The sequence below is a fragment of the Stenotrophomonas maltophilia group sp. msm1 genome (genome assembly GCF_032025805.1).
Taxonomy (GTDB): Bacteria; Pseudomonadota; Gammaproteobacteria; order Xanthomonadales; family Xanthomonadaceae; genus Stenotrophomonas; species Stenotrophomonas hibiscicola.
In genome coordinates, this window is sequence record NZ_JAVSKH010000001.1 from 1,604,889 (window position 1) to 1,623,567 (window position 18,679).

Here is an 18,679-nt window from a genome sequence, read left to right on the forward strand (position 1 = left end):
GGACGGTCGGGCGCAACACTTCACATGTTACGGGACTGTTAACATGGCCTTCACCCGCCTGAGCATAATGTTCGCGGCGGTGGCGTGCTGAATCGGCTGTCGTACATCGACGCACTTGTGCTGGCCCATGCCTCTACCGGTTTCATACCCCCGAAATAGGAGCTGTACTCAATGAACAAGAAGATCCTTACTGCCGCGCTGCTGGGCGGCCTGGCTTTCGCCCAGGCAGCTTCGGCGCAGGAGTTCGATGACCGCTGGTACCTGACCGGTTCGGCCGGCTTCAACTTCCAGGACAGCGACCGTCTGACCAATGATGCTCCGTTCGTGACCCTGGGCCTGGGCAAGTTCATCAGCCCGAACTGGTCGCTGGACGGTGAGCTGAACTATCAGAACCCGAACTTCGATTCGAACAAGGACCTGAACTGGTCGCAGTACGGCGTCTCGCTGGACCTGCGTCGCCACTTCATCAAGGAAGGCCGCGGCTGGAACCCGTACATCGTCGGTGGCCTGGGCTACCAGAAGTCGGAAGAAGAGTACCCGGCGCTGAATGCCAACGGTCCGCGCCAGCGTAAGGACGGCAACGTTGCCGCCAAGCTGGGCGTCGGCCTGCAGACCACCTTCGAAAAGCGCGTTGCTGTCCGCGCCGAAGTGGCTTACCGCGCTGACTTCGACGACCAGAGCGTTGCCGCTCCGAACGAAGACTGGTTCGGTGACGTGCTGGCTTCGGTCGGCGTCGTGATCCCGCTGGGCCCGGCTCCGGTCGCGGCTGCTCCGGCTCCGGCTCCGGTTGCCCCGAGCTGCGCCGATCTGGACGACGACGGTGACGGCGTCAACAACTGCGACGACAAGTGCCCGAACTCGCAGCCGGGTCAGACCATCGGTCCGGACGGTTGCCCGGTGCCGGTCTCCATCGACCTGAAGGGCGTCAACTTCGACTTCGACAAGTCGAACCTGCGTCCGGACGCCGTGGCGATCCTGAGCGAAGCCACCGAGATCCTGAAGCGTTACCCGGATCTGCGCGTTGAAGTTGCCGGTCACACCGACTCGAAGGGTACCGACGCTTACAACCAGAAGCTGTCGGAGCGTCGCGCCACCGCCGTGTACAACTACCTGACCAAGAACGGCGTTGACGCCGGTCGCCTGGTCGGCCCGATCGGCTACGGCGAGAGCCGTCCGATTGCTCCGAACACCAACCCGGATGGTTCGGACAACCCGGAAGGTCGCGCCAAGAACCGTCGTACCGAGCTGAACGTCCAGAACTAAGTTCTGACGCTCTGCCAGTAGGACACAGCAGGACCCGGCTTCGGCCGGGTCTTGTTGTTTCTGCGGCACTCAATCCAGGCATCTGGTGGTCTGCAAGTAACCGTTCGTCGGGTTTTTATCCTTAAAACCAATGAGTTGCCGTATTCATTGAAAGTGGCGCTTGAAAGCTGTCGCGGCATTGCTAAACTCGCCGCGTCCCTTCCTTTCCTGGATGCCCCTCATGCTGCGCTCTGCATCGGCCGCCTTCCTGGCGCTGGCCCTGGTTCCCGCCGCCCACGCTGCGGTCGATTGCTCGGTCAACACCAGCGCCTCGCCGCTGCCGTTGCCGGCCACGACCATCGCGCCGGTTGCCGACGAGCTGTACATCCGTGGCAACCAGCTGGGCATGCCGGCCGGTGTGCTGAGCAGCAACTACGATCCGTCGCAGTCGCTGGACCAGGTGCTGCAGCGCCTGCGCATCGACGGCTGCCAGAACATCGCCAAGGCCATCCCTAGCGCACCGGCGGTGAAGCCGAACGATCCGGCGGCCTACAAGCCGCAGACCGAATTCGACAACACGCCCTGGCGCTTCGACATGAGCCAGAACGGCAAGCGCATGACCGCCGAAGAGTTCGACGCCTGGATGAAGGCGCGCGGTGTGCGCGTGGTCAAGGCGCGTCCGGCCCCGGCCGCCACGCCGGCGGCGGCTGAAGCACCGGCTGAGACCAAGCCGGTCGACAAGAAATAAGCACCGCGGGGAGCAGAGGCTTGCGCACGCGCCGCCCACCTGCTGCCCCCGCTGCCCGCTCCCACGCACCGCGTGGGCGTGCGACTTCCGCTGCCGCTTCCGCCGGTGTCCGCCATGGCCTGGCGCGCGTACTGTCCAAGGCCGGCGTGTGCTCGCGCAGCGAGGCCGCGCGCTGGATTGCCGAAGGCCGCGTACGCGTGTCCGGCCGGATCGTGCGCGACCCGGAATTTCCGATTGGCCAGCCGGTGCCGCCGATCGAGGTCGATGGCCAGCCCATGGGCGCGCCACAGCGCCTGTACCTGATGCTCAACAAACCGCGCGGGGTAGTGACCACCGCGCAGGACGAGCGCGGCCGCGACACCGTCTACCGCTGTTTCGATGGCGCGGGGCTGCCGTGGATCGCGCCGGTCGGGCGCCTGGACAAGGCCAGTGAAGGGCTGTTGCTGTTCAGCAACGATCCGCAGTGGGCGGCGCGCCTGACCGACCCGCAGACCGGGCCGGACAAGACCTACCACGTGCAGGTTGATGGCCTGCCCGATGACGCCACGCTGGCGGCACTGCGGGCCGGCGTGGAGGACGAGGGCGAGTTCCTCGCCGCCCGTGCCGTGCGCGTACTGCGCAGTGGCGACAAGACCGCATGGCTGGAGGTGGTCCTCGACGAGGGCCGCAATCGCCATATCCGCCGCCTGTTGGCGGCCTTCGACCTGCAGGTGCTGCGCCTGGTCCGGGTCGCGATCGGCGGGCTGCAGCTCGGCGATCTCGGCAAGGGCCAGTGGCGGGTCCTGCAGGTCAGCGACCAGCAGCGGCTGGGGGCCGCTGCACCGGGCTGATCATCGCCCGTGGCCGGCGTTTGCCGGCCGCCGTTCCAGGCGTAGGGGGCGCCTGGCTGTCGAATATCCCGAACGGAGCCTGCCATGTACCACCTGACCCTCAATCAAACCCTGCGCTGCGCAGGCCTGCTTCTGCCGATGGTGCTGCTGAGCGCCTGTGGTGGCCACAAGAAGGTGGCCAAGGCGGAAACGCCGGCCGAGACCCCGGTGGTGGAAGTGAAGACCCCGGAGCTGGATGGTCGCGGCAGTTACCGCTTCCTGATGAGCAACGGCGACAAGAAGATGACCGCCGATGAGTTCGATGCCTGGATGAAGGCCAACGGTATCCGCGTAGCCAAGGGCAATGGCCAGGATGCCGCCGCCAAGCCGGTGGTGGTGGCCAGCAAGGACGAGCCGAAGGGCAAGAAGAAAAAGAAGTGACGCGCGTCGCGCGTCATTTCGGTAGCGCCGGGCCGTGCCCGGCGAGCGCATGGCGCGGCTTTCGGGAAATCGCCGGGCATGGCCCGGCGCTACCCCTGGGGATCCGACCCCGGTGCGGTCAGCCCTTGACCACGCCCAGTTCGACGCCGATGCGCGTGAATGCATCGATCGCGCGGTCCAGATGCTCGCGGCTGTGCGCGGCGCTGATCTGGGTGCGGATGCGCGCCTGGCCCTTGGGTACCACCGGGAAGAAGAAACCGATCGCGTAGATGCCTTCTTCGAGCAGGCGCTCGGCGAACTTCTGTGCCAGCGGCGCGTCGTACAGCATCACCGGGCTGATCGGATGTACGCCCGGCTTCACGTCGAAACCGGCCGCGGTCATTTTTTCGCGGAAGTAGGCGGTGTTCTCGGCCAGCGTGCTGCGCAGGTCGTCGGCGGCGGCCAGCATTTCGAATGCCTTGATGCCTGCGGCCACCACGTGCGGCGGCAGCGAGTTGGAGAACAGGTACGGGCGCGAGCGCTGGCGCAGCAGTTCGATCACCTCGGCGCTGGCGCAGGTGAAGCCGCCCAGTGCGCCACCCATGGCCTTGCCCAGAGTGCCGGTGATGATGTCGATCTTCTCCAGCACGCCCTTGACCTCGGCCGAGCCGCGGCCGGTGGCACCGAGGAAGCCGGTGGCGTGGCATTCATCGATGTGCACCAGGGCGTTGTACTTCTTTGCCAGCGCGGTGATCTCGTCCAGCGGCGCGATGAAGCCGTCCATCGAGAACACGCCGTCGGTGGTGATCAGCTTGGTCTTGCAGCCGGCGGCATCGGCGGCCTGCAGCTGGGCTTCCAGATCGGCCATGTCACAGTTGGCGTAGCGGAAGCGCTTGGCCTTGCACAGACGCACGCCGTCGATGATCGACGCATGGTTCAGTGCATCGGAAATGATCGCGTCGTTCTCGCCAAGCAGCGGCTCGAACAGGCCGCCGTTGGCATCGAAGCAGGCCGCGTACAGGATGGTGTCCTGCTTGCCGAAGAAGTCGGCGATCTGCTTTTCCAGCTGCTTGTGCAGGTCTTGCGTGCCGCAGATGAAGCGCACCGAGGCCATGCCGAAGCCGTGGGTATCGAGTGCGTCCTTGGCGGCCTGGATCAGGTCCGGATGGTCGGCCAGGCCCAGATAGTTGTTGGCACAGAAATTCAGCACCTTGCGGCCGTCGTCGAGGGTGATCTCGGCCGACTGCGGGCTGGTGATGATCCGCTCGGACTTGAACAGGCCCTGGGCGCGGATGGCGTCCAGTTCCTCGGCGTAGTGGCGGGTCAGGGCGGAGGAGGCGTCGGTCATGGCGTGGGCACGGCTCTGAACGGGAAACCGCCGATTCTACCGGGCATCGCCGCTTGCCAACCGGCCCGGGCGGGGCATCGCCACGGCCGGCACATGTTGCATCGCAATAGCAAACGGGTTAAAAATTCGTGAACCGGCGCTGTCCCGCTCCGGCCGCTCCCGCCTTCCGCGCCACGCCACCGCCCCCACCGGAGACGCTCATGAAGCACGCCCGTGCCTGCCTCGCCATTGCCGCTGCCTTGACCCTGGCTGCCCCGTTCGCGGCCAGTGCCCAGGAAAACGAATCGCCGTACAGCTGGAACGTCACCGCCGTTTCCGATTACCTGTTCCGTGGTGTGTCGCAGACCGACGAAAAGCCGACCCTGCAGGCCGGTTTCACCTACACCTCGCCGGTCGGCCTGTATGCCGGTGTCTGGGGTTCGGGCGTCGACTTCGGTCCGGGCGACCCGAGCACCGAGGTCGACTACCAGATCGGCTACGGCGTTGACGTCACGCCCCGCGTCAATTTCGACGCGCTGCTGAATCGCTACACCTACCTCGGTGCCAGCGAGCTGAACTACAACGAGCTGATCACCACCACCACGCTGGATGAGACCTACAAGCTGACGGTGGCCTACACCAACGATGTCTGGAACAGCAGCACCGATGGCTGGTACTTCGGCCTGGGCGGCAGCTGGGGCCTGCCGAAGGACTTCACCCTGAATGCCAACGTCGGCCGCAGCACCTTCGAGGACGGCATCGCCAAGGACTATACCGACTGGAACGTCGGCGTCGAACGCCAGTTCGGCCTGTTCAACGTCGGCCTCGGCTACTACGGCACCGACGGCAACGGCCGCGACAACTCCGGCAAGCTGGCCCACAGCCGGGTGATGCTGAGCGTGGCCGTCGGAAAGTAACGCCGCAGGCGTTACGGCAGGTGCCAGGCTTGCCTGGCACGCATTGCGAAAAAGGCGCCCATCGGGCGCCTTTTTAATTCCGGTGACGCCGGGCATGGCCCGGCGCTACCGTGGGGCGGATCAGTTCCAGCTCAATACCACTTTGCCGGCCTTGCCTTCTTCCATCAGGTCGAAGCCCTTCTGGAAATCGTCAATCGGCAGCTGGTGGGTCATCACCTTGCCGAGCGGGAAGCCGGACAGCACCAGCTGGGTCATCTTGTACCAGGTCTCGTACATCTTGCGGCCGTAGATGCCCTGCACGGTCAGGCCCTTGAAGATGATCTTGTCCCAGTCGCAGCCGGCGCCCTTGGGCATGATGCCCAGCATGGCGATCTTGCCGCCGTGGTACATGCAGTCGAGCATGTCATTGAAAGCGCGCGGGTTGCCGCTCATTTCCAGGCCCACGTCGAAGCCTTCCATGTGCAGTTCCTTCATCACGTCCTTCAGCGACTGGTTGGCCACGTTGACCACGCGGGTAGCGCCCATGTCGGCGGCCAGCTTCAGGCGGAAGTCGTTGACGTCGGTCACCACTACGTTACGCGCGCCGATGTGCTTGCAGATGCCGGCGGCGATGATGCCGATCGGGCCGGCACCGGTGATCAGCACGTCCTCCCCGATCACATCGAATTCCAGCGCACAGTGCGCGGCGTTGCCGTAAGGATCGAAGAACGCGGCCAGCTCCGACGGAATCTGGTCCGGGATCGGCCACAGGTTGCTGGCCGGCATCACCATGTATTCGGCGAACGCGCCGTTGACGTTGACGCCGATGCCGACGGTGTTCGGACACAGGTGCGGGCGGCCGCCCCGGCAGTTGCGGCAATGACCGCAGACGATGTGGCCTTCGGCCGAGACGCGCTGGCCGATCTCGTAGCCGGTCACGCCCGGGCCGATTTCGGCAATGCGGCCGACGAATTCATGGCCGATGGTCAGGCCCGGCTTGATCGTGCGCTGGCTCCACTCGTCCCACAGGTAGATGTGCAGGTCGGTACCGCAGATCGCGGTCTTCTCGAGCTTGATCAACACCTGGTTGGGGCCCGGAGTCGGCACCGGAACCTCTTCCATCCAGATGCCCTTGGCTGCTTCGCGCTTGACCAGGGCCTTCATCGTTTGCTGCGCCATCGGGGTGGAACTCATCAGGGGGAGAGCGCGGATTATAGGGTGCCGCGCGGATTTCCCATGTTGCGCTGCGGGTGCAGTGGTGGAACGAAAGGCGTGCGCCGGCGGGCGTTTCGAACGTACTGCGAACAGCGGCGCCTCCCTGATCCGGGAAAGGGGGCGTGGTCACCCTGGCCGGGACACGCAAAAGCCCATCCATGGTGCTCGATGGCGCCTTGCTCGTGCGCGCTATCCTGCGCACACGGCAAGACCGGGGTTGGGCGTCCTGCCCAACCCGCCAGTCGCATGCGCCCGGCCCATGGCGCCAACGGTCCCGTCCAGGGTGACCACGCCCCCTCTGGACGATTTCCGTGTGCGCGGCCGACGTGCGCGTGGCAGAGCAAGAAGCAGGCCCATGACTTCCGGGGTTCGGGCCGGGGCAGGGCGGCGGGCTACAATCGAGGGTTCCACTACCAAGGGCTGCTCCATGCGCTCGAACCTGCTTGCATTTTCCATCGTCGCCAGCCTCGGCCTGGCCCAGATCGCCCATGCCGCTGAAGGCATGTGGGTGCCGCAGCAACTGCCGGAAATCGCCGGCCCGCTGCAGAAGGCCGGCCTGAAGCTGTCCCCGCAGCAGCTGTCCAACCTGACCGGCGACCCGATGGGCGCGGTCGTCGCCCTCGGCGGCTGCACCGCCAGCTTGGTCTCGCCGCAGGGTCTGGTGGTCACCAACCACCATTGCGCGTATGGCGCCATCCAGCTGAATTCGACCGCGCAGAAGAACCTGATCAAGGACGGCTTCAACGCGCCGACCCTGAAGGACGAACTGAGCGCCGGCCCGAACGCCCGCGTGTTCGTGCTCGACCAGATCACCGACGTCACCGCCCAGGCCAAGGCCGCCATCGCCGCCGCCGGCAACGACCCGTTGGCCCGCAGCCGCGCGCTGGACGCCTTCGACAAGGCCCAGGTTGCCGCCTGTGAGGCCGATGCCGGTTTCCGCTGCCGCCTGTACAGCTTCTCCGGCGGCAACACCTACCGCCTGTTCCGCAACATGGAAATCAAGGATGTGCGCCTGGTCTACGCGCCCCCGGGCAGCGTCGGCAAGTTCGGCGGCGACGTCGACAACTGGATGTGGCCACGCCACACCGGCGATTTCTCGTTCTACCGCGCCTACGTCGGCAAGGACGGCAAGCCGGCCGCCTTCGCCGCCGACAACGTGCCGTACCAGCCCAAGCACTTCCTGAAGTTCGCCGACCAGCCGCTGGGCGCCGACGACTTCGTGATGGTGGCCGGCTACCCGGGCCGCACCAACCGCTACGCGCTGGCCGGTGAGTTCAACGAAACCGCCAGCTTCACCTACCCGACCATCGCCAAGCACTACAACGCGGTGCTGAAGCTGATCGCCGACGCCGGCAAGGCCGACGCCGACGTCAAGGTGAAGTACGCCGCCACCGCCGCCAGCATGAACAACGTGGCCAAGAACTACCTGGGCCAGCTGGAAGGCTTCAAGCGCATCGACGCCGCTGGCCAGAAGCAGGCTGAAGAAGCCGCCGTGCTGGCGTGGCTGAAGAAGCAGGGCGCTGCCGGCAAGCCGGCCCTGGCCGCACACGCGCAGCTGCTCAAGCATCTGGATACCAGCAAGGCCACCCGCGAACGCGACCTGTTCGTCGGCCAGTTCAACAACACCTCGGCCGTTGGCGCGGCGATCACCCTGTACCGCCTGTCGATCGAGCGCAGCAAGCCGGATGCCGAACGCGAAGCCGGTTACCAGGAACGCGACCTGACCACCATCGAAGGTGGCCTGAAGCAGATGGATCGTCGCTACGTGGCGACGATGGACCAGCAGCTGCAGGCCTACTGGCTGGAGCAGTACGTGGCCCTGCCGGCCGCGCAGCGCGACAATGACGTGCTGAACAAGTGGCTGGCCGGCAGCGATGCCGCTGCGGTAAAGTCGGTGGTGGCCAAGCTGTCGGGCACCGAGCTGGGCAGCCTGGATGCACGCCTGAAGTGGTTCAAGGCCGACCGTGCCGCGTTTGAAGCCAGCAGCGATCCGGCCATCCAGTACGCCGTGGCTGTCATGCCGGCACTGCTGAAGCAGGAAGAGCAGAAGAAGATCCGCGAAGGCGAATCGCTGACCGCGCGCCCGCTGTACCTGCAGGCCGTGGCCGACTACAAGAAGAGCCAGGGTGAGTTTGTCTACCCGGACGCCAACCTGTCGCTGCGCATCACCTTCGGCAACGTCATGGGCTATGGCAAGGACGGCGTGACGTACACCCCGTTCACCACCCTGGAAGGCGTGGCGGCGAAGGAGACCGGTGAAGATCCGTTCGATTCGCCGAAGGCGCTGCTCGATGCGGTCAAGGCCAAGCGTTACGGCGGCCTGGAAGACAAGCGCATCGGTTCGGTGCCGGTGAACTTCCTGTCCAACCTGGACATCACCGGCGGCAACTCGGGTTCGCCGGTGCTGGACGCCAACGGCAAGCTGGTCGGCCTGGCCTTCGATGGCAACTGGGAATCGGTCAGCTCCAACTGGGTGTTCGACCCGGTGATGACCCGCATGATCGCCGTCGACAGCCGCTACATGCAGTGGATCATGCAGGAAGTGGCGCCGGCGCCGCAGCTGCTGAAGGAACTGAACCTGGCGAAATAAACCGGTTGCCGTAGTGCCGGCCGCTGGCCGGCAAACACGACCCGATGGCCGGGAATTCCGAAACCCCGCGACCCACGTCGCGGGGTTTTTTCATGCCCGGCCCGGCCCGGTGCGCCGAACAGGTATCATCCCTGTTCCGCGTGCTTCACAGGATGTGAACGAAACGCGGAAACCTCCTCCCCCCAGGACCCCTTGCACGCATGCGCATCCTGCTTGCCCGCCACGGCGAAACGCCGTGGAACGCCGAAGGCCGCTACCAGGGCCAGATCGACATCCCGCTTTCGCCGATCGGCGAAGCCCAGGCCCAGGCCCTGGGTGCCCGCCTGGCCTCGGTGGACATCACCCGTGCCGTCGCCTCGCCGCTGTCGCGCGCGCAGCGGACCGCGCAGCTGGCGCTTGGCGCCGCCCGCGCCGACATGCTGCTGACCGAGCCGGAGCTGCAGGAAATCGCCCACGGTGAATGGGAAGGGTTGCTGGCCAGCGAGATCCACGAGAAGGATCCGTCGCGCCTGCAGGCCTGGCGCGAGGAGCCGGATACGGTGTTGATGCCCGGCGGCGAATCGCTGCGCCTGGTGCTGGAGCGCAGCTGGCGTGGCCTGGCCCGCGCCACCGAAGGCCTCGGCGAGCACGACACCCTGCTGGTGGTTGCGCACGATGCGGTCAACCGCGTGATCCTGTGCAAGGTGCTGGGCCTGCCGCTTTCCCGGCTGTGGACCTTCCGCCAGGCACCGACCACGCTCAACCTGCTCGAAGGCGCCGACCTGGACAGCCTGGAAGTGGTGCGCCTGAACGACTGCGCCCACCACACGCCGTTCTTCGGCGAAGCCAAGCACCGCGCCCTCTGATTCCCGAACCACCTGCTTCTGCTGGAACCCCTGCCGTGACGAACACCCCGACCACCCTGGCCGACTGGCTGGACTACATTGAACGCCAGCACCCGGCGACCATCGACATGGGCCTGGAGCGCGTGCGCGCCGTGGCCACCGCGATGGGCCTGGGGGTGCCGGGCAAGCGCACCATCGTGGTTGGTGGCACCAACGGCAAGGGCTCGACCGTCGCCTTCATCGAAGCCATTGCACGTGCCGCCGGCTGGAAGGTTGGCGCGTACACCTCGCCGCATCTGCTGCGCTACAACGAGCGCGTGCGCATCGACGGCCAGGACGTGGACGATGCGGCGCTGGTTGCTGCGTTCAACGCCGTCGAGGCCGCACGCGGCGAGACCACGCTGACCTATTTCGAGTACGGCACGCTGGCCGCGCTGCAGCTGTTCGCCGACGCCGGGCTGGACCTGGCGGTTCTGGAAGTGGGTCTGGGCGGTCGCCTGGATGCGGTCAACATCGTCGACGCCGATGTGGCCGTGATCACCACTGTGGACATCGACCATGCCGAATGGCTGGGCGAAGACCGCGAAGCAATCGGCACCGAGAAGGCCGGCATCATCCGTGGCTGGAAGCCGGTGATCCTGGGTGAGACCGACCCGCCGTCGAGCGTGCTCGCACGGGCCTACCTGGTGGGTGCCAACGCGATCCGCGGCGGCAGCGACTATTTCTACGAGCCGATCGATGCCCAGCGCTGGCGCTGGCGGGACGTTGGCCTGCGCATGGAACTGCCAACCCCGGCGCTGGCCGGGCCGATCCAGCTGGCCAATGCGGGTGCCGCCATTGCTGCGCTGCGCGCGCTGGACAAGCCGGTGCCGCGCGCGGCGTGGGCCGCTGGTATCGCGGCGGCGCGTATCCCGGGTCGGCTGCAGGCGTTCGAGCGAGATGGCGTGCAGATCCGCGTCGACGTCGGGCACAACCCGCAGGCGGCGGGCCAGCTGGCCCGTGCGCTGAAGGCCGAAGCGTCGGCCGGGCGCACCTTGGCGGTGTATGCCGCATTGCAGGACAAGGACGCGGTGGGTGTGGTGCAGGCATTGCAGGGCGTGGTTGGCGAGTGGACCCTTGCCGGCCTGGACGGCCCGCGCGGCCAGAGTGCCGCCCAGTTGCAGGCGCGCCTGGCCGAGACCGATGCTGGCAGCGCGCAGCTGGCCGCTTCGGTCGAGCAGGCGCTGGCGCAGGTACTGGACCGGGCCGAGCGCGGTGACCGCGTACTGGTGTTTGGCTCCTTCCATACCGCCGCCGCCGCGTTGCAGTGGCTGCAGCGCAACGCCTGAGCCACGTTCAGCCAATCCCGACGCCGTCCGGTCCGGCACCCGTATAATCGACCGCAACCTCCGGACAGTTGCCGCCTCACGTGGATACGCCTCTGAAACAGCGTCTGATTGGTGCCATCGTGCTGGTCGCACTGGCCGTGATTTTCCTGCCGATGCTGGTCAAGGGACCTGCACCGGACAGCGGTGTGGCCTCGGTGCCGATCGCCGCGCCGGACGCGCCGGCCGATGGCCAGTTCGAAACCCGTGAACTACCGCTGGTGGCTCCGGCCGGTGGTGCCACCGGCCTGCAGACCGGGCAGGCCAAGCCGCTGCAGGACGCCGCCACGCCGGCCACTCCGCCGACCGTGGACACCTCCCCGGCGGTTGCTGCCGGCAACTACGCCGTCACCTTCGGCGCCTACGGCAGCAAGGCCGACGCCGATGCCGTGATTGCCTACCTGCAGCGCTCGCAGCTGCCGGGCTTCGCAGAAGCGACCACCATCAACGGCCGTCAGGCATGGCGTGTGCGCGTGGGGCCGTACGCCGACCGTGCACAGGCCGAGGCCGCCCGCCTGCAGGCGGTGAAGATCCGTGCCGATGTGAAGGCCGAAGTGATCACCCTGGATGCCGCAGCGGACAGCAGCGCCCCGGTGGCAGCCACCCCGGCACCGGCTACGCCGAGCGCCAGTACCCCATCCGCCGCCACCGCGCCGTCGGCCAGCAGCAACCCGGTGCGCAGTGAAAGCCTGCCGCCGAGTACGCCGACTGCAACGACCACTCCGGCGGCCAAGCCCGAGCCGCCGAAGCCGGCGCCGAAGCCCGAAACCCCGAAGCCCGAGCCGAAGCCGGAGGCCACCGCGAGCAAGCCGGCAACGGCCCCGGCCACGCCGGCAGCACCGGCCGCCAGCGGCGTCGGCTTTGCCGTGCAGCTGGGCGCGTTCGGCCAGGCCAACGATGCCAACGCCCTGCGCGACAAGGTCCGCGCCGCCGGCTTCAGTGCTTTTGTCGAGCAGGTGCGCACCGAAAAGGGCACCCTGCATCGCGTCCGCGTCGGGCCGGTGGCCAACCGTGGCGATGCCGAGCAGCTGAAGGCGCAGGTCGCCGCCAAGGTCGGCGTCGCCGGCATGGTCCGGCCGCACCCATGACCCACGCGCAGCCGCGTTGCCAGCGCCGCCGAAGGAGCGGGGCGCCATGATCGACGTGGTGCTGCTGATCGTGATCGCCGCCTCCACCCTGCTGGGGATGCTGCGCGGCTTCGTCGGCATCGTCATTGGCACCCTGTCGTGGCTGCTGGCCGCGTGGGCGGCCTTCGCCTTCGGCAATGATGCCGCCCATTGGTGGGCTGCCCCGGCGGCCCCCGGTGGCGAACACTTCGTCGGCGGCTACCTGGGCGTCGGCATCGGCGTGATGATCGTGGTTGCGGTGATCGGCATGGTCATCAAGGCTCTGGTCCACCGCAGCATGCTGACCAGCCTGGACCGCCTGCTGGGCGGGGTGCTGGGGGCCGTGCGGGGCGGCCTGATCGCCGCGATCCTGCTGCTGCTGGGCAGTTTCACCCCGTTGACTGCCGAGCCCTCCTGGCAGCGCTCGGCGGTGCGGCCACTGCTGAATCCCACCGTTGCCTGGATGAACAGCAAGCTGCCGCACTGGGAGGTTCCCGGGGCCGATCTGCTGCCCAAGGCCTTGCCGACCGACGCGCTGTCCCCATCTGCATTGATGGAGTTGGGCAAGAACGCAGGCGCCGGGTTGGGAAAGCCGGGCGCGGCAGGCGATAATGGCATCCTCAACCAGGTAGTGGCAGGCAGCGGATGGCTGCGGCCTGCGAAAGCGGAACAGGGCGATTCCTACGATCCGGCGGAAGTGCGCCCGGATGCTCCTGCACTGCCGGACAGTATCGAGCCGGGCGATCCGGCCAACGTCGACCGCGTGCGCGGCGACCACCGCGGCCAGGTACGGCCACCTTCCTTGTAACTGGGCACAGCCCAGCGGAGACCTCGCATCATGTGTGGCATCGTCGGAATCGTCGGCAACCAGAACGTCGCCGGGCAGTTGTATGACGGCTTGACCGTCCTCCAGCACCGTGGCCAGGATGCGGCGGGCATCGCCACCGCCAGCGGCAGCCGCCTGCGCGTGCAGAAGGCCACCGGCCTGGTCCGCGATGTGTTCGATGCCCGCACCATGTCCACCCTGGAAGGCAGCGTGGGCATTGCCCACGTGCGCTACCCGACCGCCGGTTCGGAAGGCATGGACGAGGCGCAGCCGTTCTACGTCAATTCGCCGTACGGCATCGCGCTGGCCCACAACGGCAACCTGATCAACACCGAGGTGCTGCGCCAGCAGGTGTTCGAACAGGACCGCCGCAACGTCAACACCGATTCGGACAGCGAAGTGCTGCTGAACGTGTTCGCCTACGAACTGGAACAGCAGCGCCAGCTCAGCCCGGAAGCGGCCATCCGCGCGGTGGCCGGCGTGCACCGCCGTTGCAAGGGCGGCTATGCGGTGGTCAGCGTGGTGCTGGGCCTGGGCCTGGTCGCCTTCCGCGACCCGCATGGCATCCGTCCGCTGGTGCTGGGCAAGCGCAGCCATGCCGAGGGCGACGAGTACATCGTGGCGTCCGAGTCGGCCGCGCTGGACGTGCTGGGCTTCCAGCGCGTGCGCGACGTGCAGCCGGGCGAAGCGCTGGTGATCACCGCGCGTGGCGAGCTGTTCTCGGAGATCTGCGCCGAGCCGGCCGAGCACACCCCGTGCATCTTCGAATACGTGTACTTCGCGCGCCCGGACTCGATGATCGACAACGTCTCGGTGCACAAGGCGCGCATGCGCATGGGCATCAAGCTGGGCGAGAAGATCCTGCGCCTGCGCCCGGACCATGACATCGACACCATCATCCCGATCCCGGACACCTCGCGCGACGCGGCGCTGGAAATCTCCAACGTACTTGGGGTGAAGTACCGAGAAGGCTTCATCAAGAACCGCTACATCGGCCGTACCTTCATCATGCCGGGGCAGGGCGAACGCGTGAAGTCGGTGCGTCGCAAGCTCAACCCGATCCACCTTGAGTTCCGCAACCGCGTGGTGCTGCTGGTGGACGATTCGATCGTGCGTGGCACCACCAGCCAGCAGATCGTGCAGATGGCCCGTGACGCGGGCGCGCGCAAGGTCTATCTGGCCAGCGCCGCGCCGCCGGTGCGCTACCCGAACATCTACGGCATCGACATGCCGGCGGCCGAGGAACTGGTCGCGCACAACCGCACCGTGGAAGAGATCGAAGCCCACCTGGGCTGCGACTGGCTGATCTACCAGGACCTGGAAGACATGGAAGCGGCAGTGAGCGAAGGCAACCCGGCGCTGCGCAGCTTCGATTCGTCCTGCTTCAACGGCCACTACCCGACCGGCATTGAACCGGGCTACTTCGAGCGCATCCAGCAGCTGCGGTCGGACGACGCCAAGCACAAGCGCCGCGCCTGAGGACCAGGCGTGGTCGATGTACCCGACGTTGGTGGCGACCTGCTGCGCGCAGCGCAGCAGTGCCTGGCCGAAGCCGACCCGCTGCGCAAGGTTGCGCTGACCCAGGCGTATGCGGCCGCGTTCCGTGCCGGTCGCCTGAAGGTGGCGGCCGATGCGCCACCGCCGGAACCGATCCGCATGCCGGGCCGGCCAGCGCAGCTGATGCTGGTGCATCCGCGCGAAGTTCCGCGGCGCGGACTGGGTGGCGTGGAAGGTCGGGCTGCCTTCATCCACGCCATCGCCCATATCGAACTCAACGCGATCGACCTGGCCTGGGACGCGGTGTACCGCTTCCGTGGCCTGCCGTCGGCGTTTCATGCCGACTGGGTCAGCTGTGCCGACGACGAATCGCGGCATTTCATGCTGCTGCGCGAGCGCCTGCAGGTGCATGGCCACGACTACGCCGACTTCCCCGCGCACAACGGCCTGTGGGAAATGTGCGAAAAGACCGCGCACGATGGCCTGGCACGCATGGCGCTGGTGCCGCGCGTGCTGGAAGCGCGCGGCCTGGACGTGACGCCCGGCATGATCGAGAAACTGCGCAATGTCGGTGATGGCGAAACCGCCGATGTGCTGGAGGTGATCCTGCGTGAGGAAGTGGCGCATGTTGCCGCCGGTTCGCGCTGGTACCGCTGGTACTGCGACCGCGCCGGTGTCGAGCCGCGCGCACGTTTCAAGGAACTGCTTGTGGAGTATGCCGGCGGCTACCTGCACGGGCCGTTCAACATGGAAGCGCGCCTGCTGGCCGGGTTCGATGCGGATGAGCTGGCCAACCTTGTCGAGCAGGCCGGCTGAGAACAGGGGAGGTCCCCTTTTCTTATGCGTTCGGCAACACCACGCGCTTGCCATCCACGGTTGGCCGGTTGATATAGAACAAGCCAGGGCCTGGTCGATACGGCAGTTCGCTGACGCCGGCATCGGCGGCGTAGGTCAGTGCGGTGTCGCCCAGCGCATCGAAGTTCCAGTGCGCCGACTGCATCAGGTAGCGCCGACGCAGCAGCGCCTCCTGTGTCGCCGTCAGTGGCTGTCCGGCCACCAGGCGCCGTGCGATAGGCCGCAGGACGGACGGCAGTTCCCAACCGGGAACCTCGGCGGCATTTGCAGTCCATTGCACGCCGGCATCGATGGCCTGCTGCTGCATCACCTGCAGTGCGATCAGCTGGTAACGCCAGTCGATGGGCCGGCGCAGTACCACAGCGGCGGTCACATACAGCACCGGTGACAACAGCACGCTGCGGCTGCCGGCGCGTCGCTGCTGCTGCCACTGGTGCCAGACATCCACCCAGATTTCCTTCTCGTCCACGCCCAGCTGCTGTCGCCAGCGTTCGGCATCGGCCTGTGTTTCAGCATAGGCCGTGGTGGCCTGCAGCATCGCCAGTGGAGGAATCTGGTAGTCGGCAACCGCGGGGCGGCGCAGCAACTGCCGGCGCGGGCGACTGAGCAGCTTGGGCCCTTCGTCGAGCTGGTTGTAGCCGCCACCGATGTTGGCGTGCATGCCGGGCAGGGCAATCTCGGTGAACGGCGGCGCCACGCTGGTCAGTGCATAGTGCTGGCGATGTTCATCACGCGCGGTGAGCTGCACGACGTGGCGTGCGATGCCACTGCGCAGCGCCAGTTGCGGCTGTTCCTCGGCGCGGCCGCCATTGACCGCGACCACGGTGTCGAACAGCCCGATGAAGCGCAGCACCGGCGTGGCCGGGGCGAAGTTCGCAGTGCAGGACAGGCCGGCGGCCTGTAGCAGCTGGCGCCAGCGCACGCCGTTCCAGCCCTGCAGCTGGTTGGCGATGTCACGTGCGGCAGCAGCGCCGCGTGAATAACCGAACAGGTCCAGCTGCACGCCATGCAGCGGTCGCTGCCAGCGTGCGGATAGTCCCGACAGTGCGGCCGGAAGCAGCACCTGCAGCGCGCGCTGCACTTTCGCGCGCACACCACTGGCGCCGATGCCGAACGCCAGTCCGATCAGGTCGTCGTCGGCATCGTCGCGGGTGCCCACGCCTTCCACGTAGATCGACAGCGAAGGTGTGGCCATCGCATCGCGGCGGCTGTCCGGATACAGCTGCTGCAGGCGTGCGATGTTGGTCAGGCCGTTGTCGTAGCTGCTGGTCAGCCGGCTCTGGTAGGTCGAATCGTCATCCGCACGCAGCTGCGCCGGACGTGGCTGCGGAACCCGGGGGCGACCGCGTGCCAGGTTGTGTGCGTTGTTGCGGGTGCCATCAAAGAACAGGCCTATCCGCAGCAAGCCGACATCTTCGTCCGTGTCCTGCGATGGAGCCATGTGCATGTCCCGTCGTGGCTACGTCACGGTAGCGCGAAAGCGGTGTATTGGCGAAGTGTAGTGACGCTTTTGACCTTAATTAACGTAGATGCGGTGGATCACATTTCCTGATTTTCATCTCCGTCTTCTATTGAATTCACACGGCCCACGCAGGCCATATGGCCAAACCCGGCAAACCCGGGCGTGCTGCATCAACGCTGTTCACATCATTCAAGGAGCGACGCAATGTTGTCCAGATCGATTGGCAAAGCGGCAGGTGGCCTGGTATTGGGTTTGTCGGTGGCAGCGGCCGCGCAGGCGGCACCGTTGTTCGAGCCAGTGACGGTCATCAGCCGTGCATCGGCAAACAGTGAGCCCGCGCTGGGCAAGCTGCTGGCCACCCCGTCCACCGCGACGGTACAGGAAGTGCGTGTCGATGCAGCTGCCACCGCGCAGCCGCAGCTCGAGTTCGAACTGCTCGGCCGGCGCGTGCAGGCGGTGCGCAGCAAGGTGGAGGCGCTGCCCGATGGCGGCAGCATCTGGTACGGCCAGTTCCGCTCCCCTTCGGACAAGCTGACCGCTGCCACGTCCAATGGCCAGGACGATCCGGGCAATTCGCTGATCCTGGTGCGCTCGGGCGACACCATCACTGGGTCGATCCGCAAGGACGGCAAGCTCTATCGCCTGCGCCCGCTGGGCAACCGCCACGTGCTGGTGGAAGTGGACGAATCGCGGATGCCGGCCGACCATCCGGCCGACTACAACCAGCTGCCGAAAATCCCGATGGGCGCCAACGATCGCATCGGTACCGCACAGGCGTCGTCCGGCACCCCGGCCACCATCCGCGTGCTGGTGGTGGCGACCAATGCGGCCGTGGCGGCCTATGGCGGCAACATGCAGTCGCTGGTGCAGCTGGCCGTGGCCGAGTCCAACCAGGGGTATGTCAACAGCAACGTGGGCATCACCATGCAGCTGGCCCGCTACGAGACCACCAACTACACCGAATCGGGCAGCTTCGATACTGATCTGGCCCGCTTCCGTGGCACCAGCGACGGCTACATGGACAGCATCCACACCAGCCGGAACACCTACACGGCGGACGTGGGCGTGCTGCTGATCAACAACAGTGCGTACTGTGGCCTGGCCTCGGGCATAGGCTCGACGGCTTCCACCGCCTTCGCGGCGGTGTACTGGGATTGCGCGACAGGCTATTACTCGTTCGCGCACGAGATCGGCCACCTGCAGAGTGCACGGCATGATATCGCCACCGACCCGAGCACCTCGCCGTACGCCTATGGCCATGGTTATCGCTATGAGCCGTCCAGCGGCACCGGCTGGCGCACGATCATGGCCTACAACTGCACCCGCAGCTGCCCGCGCCTGAACTACTGGTCCAACCCGAACATCAGCTACAACGGCATCCCGATGGGCAACGCCAGTACCGCCGACAACCAGCGCGTGCTGGTCAATACCAAGGCCACCATCGCGGGCTTCCGCTGAGGCCAGGCTCCGGCCAGGGGCGGTGTCTGCCCGGGTGCGT

16 protein-coding genes are annotated in these 18,679 nt (G+C 66.7%); 13 read left to right on the forward strand and 3 right to left on the reverse strand.

The annotated features are described in order from the left end of the window. Positions 1-171: 171 nt before the first annotated feature. The 4 genes from ROV95_RS07180 (at position 172) to ROV95_RS07195 (ending at position 3,240) form a co-directional block, all read left to right on the forward strand. Positions 172-1,263 carry an OmpA family protein gene (locus tag ROV95_RS07180; RefSeq protein ID WP_019659558.1) on the forward strand — a complete coding sequence of 364 codons (1,092 nt, stop codon included), beginning with the start codon at positions 172-174 and terminating at the stop codon, positions 1,261-1,263. A gap of 220 nt (positions 1,264-1,483) precedes the next feature. Continuing rightward, complete coding sequence (locus ROV95_RS07185; RefSeq protein ID WP_014646073.1) at positions 1,484-1,990, forward strand: hypothetical protein; 507 nt, start codon at positions 1,484-1,486, stop codon at positions 1,988-1,990. A 20-nt stretch (positions 1,991-2,010) separates the two neighbouring features. Then, positions 2,011-2,820 (forward strand): pseudouridine synthase, encoded by an 810-nt coding sequence (locus ROV95_RS07190; protein ID WP_019659557.1) that lies wholly within the window; start codon positions 2,011-2,013, stop codon positions 2,818-2,820. Between the two features lie 84 nt (positions 2,821-2,904). Continuing rightward, positions 2,905-3,240: a hypothetical protein gene (locus ROV95_RS07195; protein ID WP_019659556.1), complete on the forward strand. Its 336-nt coding sequence runs from the start codon at positions 2,905-2,907 to the stop codon at positions 3,238-3,240. A 118-nt stretch (positions 3,241-3,358) separates the two neighbouring features. Here ROV95_RS07195 and kbl read toward each other — a convergent pair whose 3' ends face one another. Further along, positions 3,359-4,567: a glycine C-acetyltransferase gene (kbl, locus tag ROV95_RS07200; RefSeq protein ID WP_005415440.1), complete on the reverse strand. Its 1,209-nt coding sequence runs from the start codon at positions 4,565-4,567 to the stop codon at positions 3,359-3,361. Positions 4,568-4,767: 200 nt separating this feature from the next. Here kbl and ROV95_RS07205 point away from each other — a divergent pair, with 200 nt between their 5' ends. Further along, entirely contained in the window at positions 4,768-5,463 is a 696-nt protein-coding gene (locus tag ROV95_RS07205; protein WP_262213480.1) for a TorF family putative porin, read from the forward strand. Between the two features lie 120 nt (positions 5,464-5,583). Here the strand turns inward: ROV95_RS07205 and tdh are convergent, their stop codons facing one another. Then, a complete protein-coding gene (gene tdh / locus ROV95_RS07210) occupies positions 5,584-6,606 on the reverse strand; it encodes an L-threonine 3-dehydrogenase (RefSeq protein WP_005415442.1) in 1,023 nt (340 codons plus the stop codon). A 478-nt stretch (positions 6,607-7,084) separates the two neighbouring features. Here tdh and ROV95_RS07215 point away from each other — a divergent pair, with 478 nt between their 5' ends. From ROV95_RS07215 to ROV95_RS07245, 7 genes are all read left to right on the forward strand, one after another. Further along, positions 7,085-9,247 (forward strand): S46 family peptidase, encoded by a 2,163-nt coding sequence (locus tag ROV95_RS07215; protein WP_312543717.1) that lies wholly within the window; start codon positions 7,085-7,087, stop codon positions 9,245-9,247. 200 nt (positions 9,248-9,447) lie between these two features. Next, positions 9,448-10,092: a histidine phosphatase family protein gene (locus ROV95_RS07220; protein ID WP_005408242.1), complete on the forward strand. Its 645-nt coding sequence runs from the start codon at positions 9,448-9,450 to the stop codon at positions 10,090-10,092. 35 nt (positions 10,093-10,127) lie between these two features. Beyond that, positions 10,128-11,399 (forward strand): bifunctional tetrahydrofolate synthase/dihydrofolate synthase, encoded by a 1,272-nt coding sequence (gene folC / locus ROV95_RS07225; protein WP_312543719.1) that lies wholly within the window; start codon positions 10,128-10,130, stop codon positions 11,397-11,399. Between the two features lie 80 nt (positions 11,400-11,479). Further along, positions 11,480-12,523: an SPOR domain-containing protein gene (locus ROV95_RS07230; RefSeq protein WP_021202992.1), complete on the forward strand. Its 1,044-nt coding sequence runs from the start codon at positions 11,480-11,482 to the stop codon at positions 12,521-12,523. Positions 12,524-12,569: 46 nt separating this feature from the next. After that, the gene (locus ROV95_RS07235; RefSeq protein ID WP_019659549.1) at positions 12,570-13,349 is read left to right on the forward strand and encodes a CvpA family protein; all 780 of its coding nucleotides are present in this window, start codon (positions 12,570-12,572) and stop codon (positions 13,347-13,349) included. Positions 13,350-13,379: 30 nt separating this feature from the next. Further along, a complete protein-coding gene (gene purF, locus ROV95_RS07240) occupies positions 13,380-14,846 on the forward strand; it encodes an amidophosphoribosyltransferase (protein ID WP_019659548.1) in 1,467 nt (488 codons plus the stop codon). 9 nt (positions 14,847-14,855) lie between these two features. Continuing rightward, complete coding sequence (locus ROV95_RS07245) at positions 14,856-15,680, forward strand: ferritin-like domain-containing protein (RefSeq protein ID WP_111104135.1); 825 nt, start codon at positions 14,856-14,858, stop codon at positions 15,678-15,680. A gap of 22 nt (positions 15,681-15,702) precedes the next feature. Here ROV95_RS07245 and ROV95_RS07250 read toward each other — a convergent pair whose 3' ends face one another. Further along, positions 15,703-17,160 carry a DUF2235 domain-containing protein gene (locus ROV95_RS07250; RefSeq protein ID WP_312543725.1) on the reverse strand — a complete coding sequence of 486 codons (1,458 nt, stop codon included), beginning with the start codon at positions 17,158-17,160 and terminating at the stop codon, positions 15,703-15,705. Positions 17,161-17,385: 225 nt separating this feature from the next. Between ROV95_RS07250 and ROV95_RS07255 the strand changes: the two genes are divergently transcribed. Beyond that, the gene (locus ROV95_RS07255; protein WP_019659545.1) at positions 17,386-18,639 is read left to right on the forward strand and encodes a M12 family metallo-peptidase; all 1,254 of its coding nucleotides are present in this window, start codon (positions 17,386-17,388) and stop codon (positions 18,637-18,639) included. Positions 18,640-18,679 lie beyond the last annotated feature (40 nt).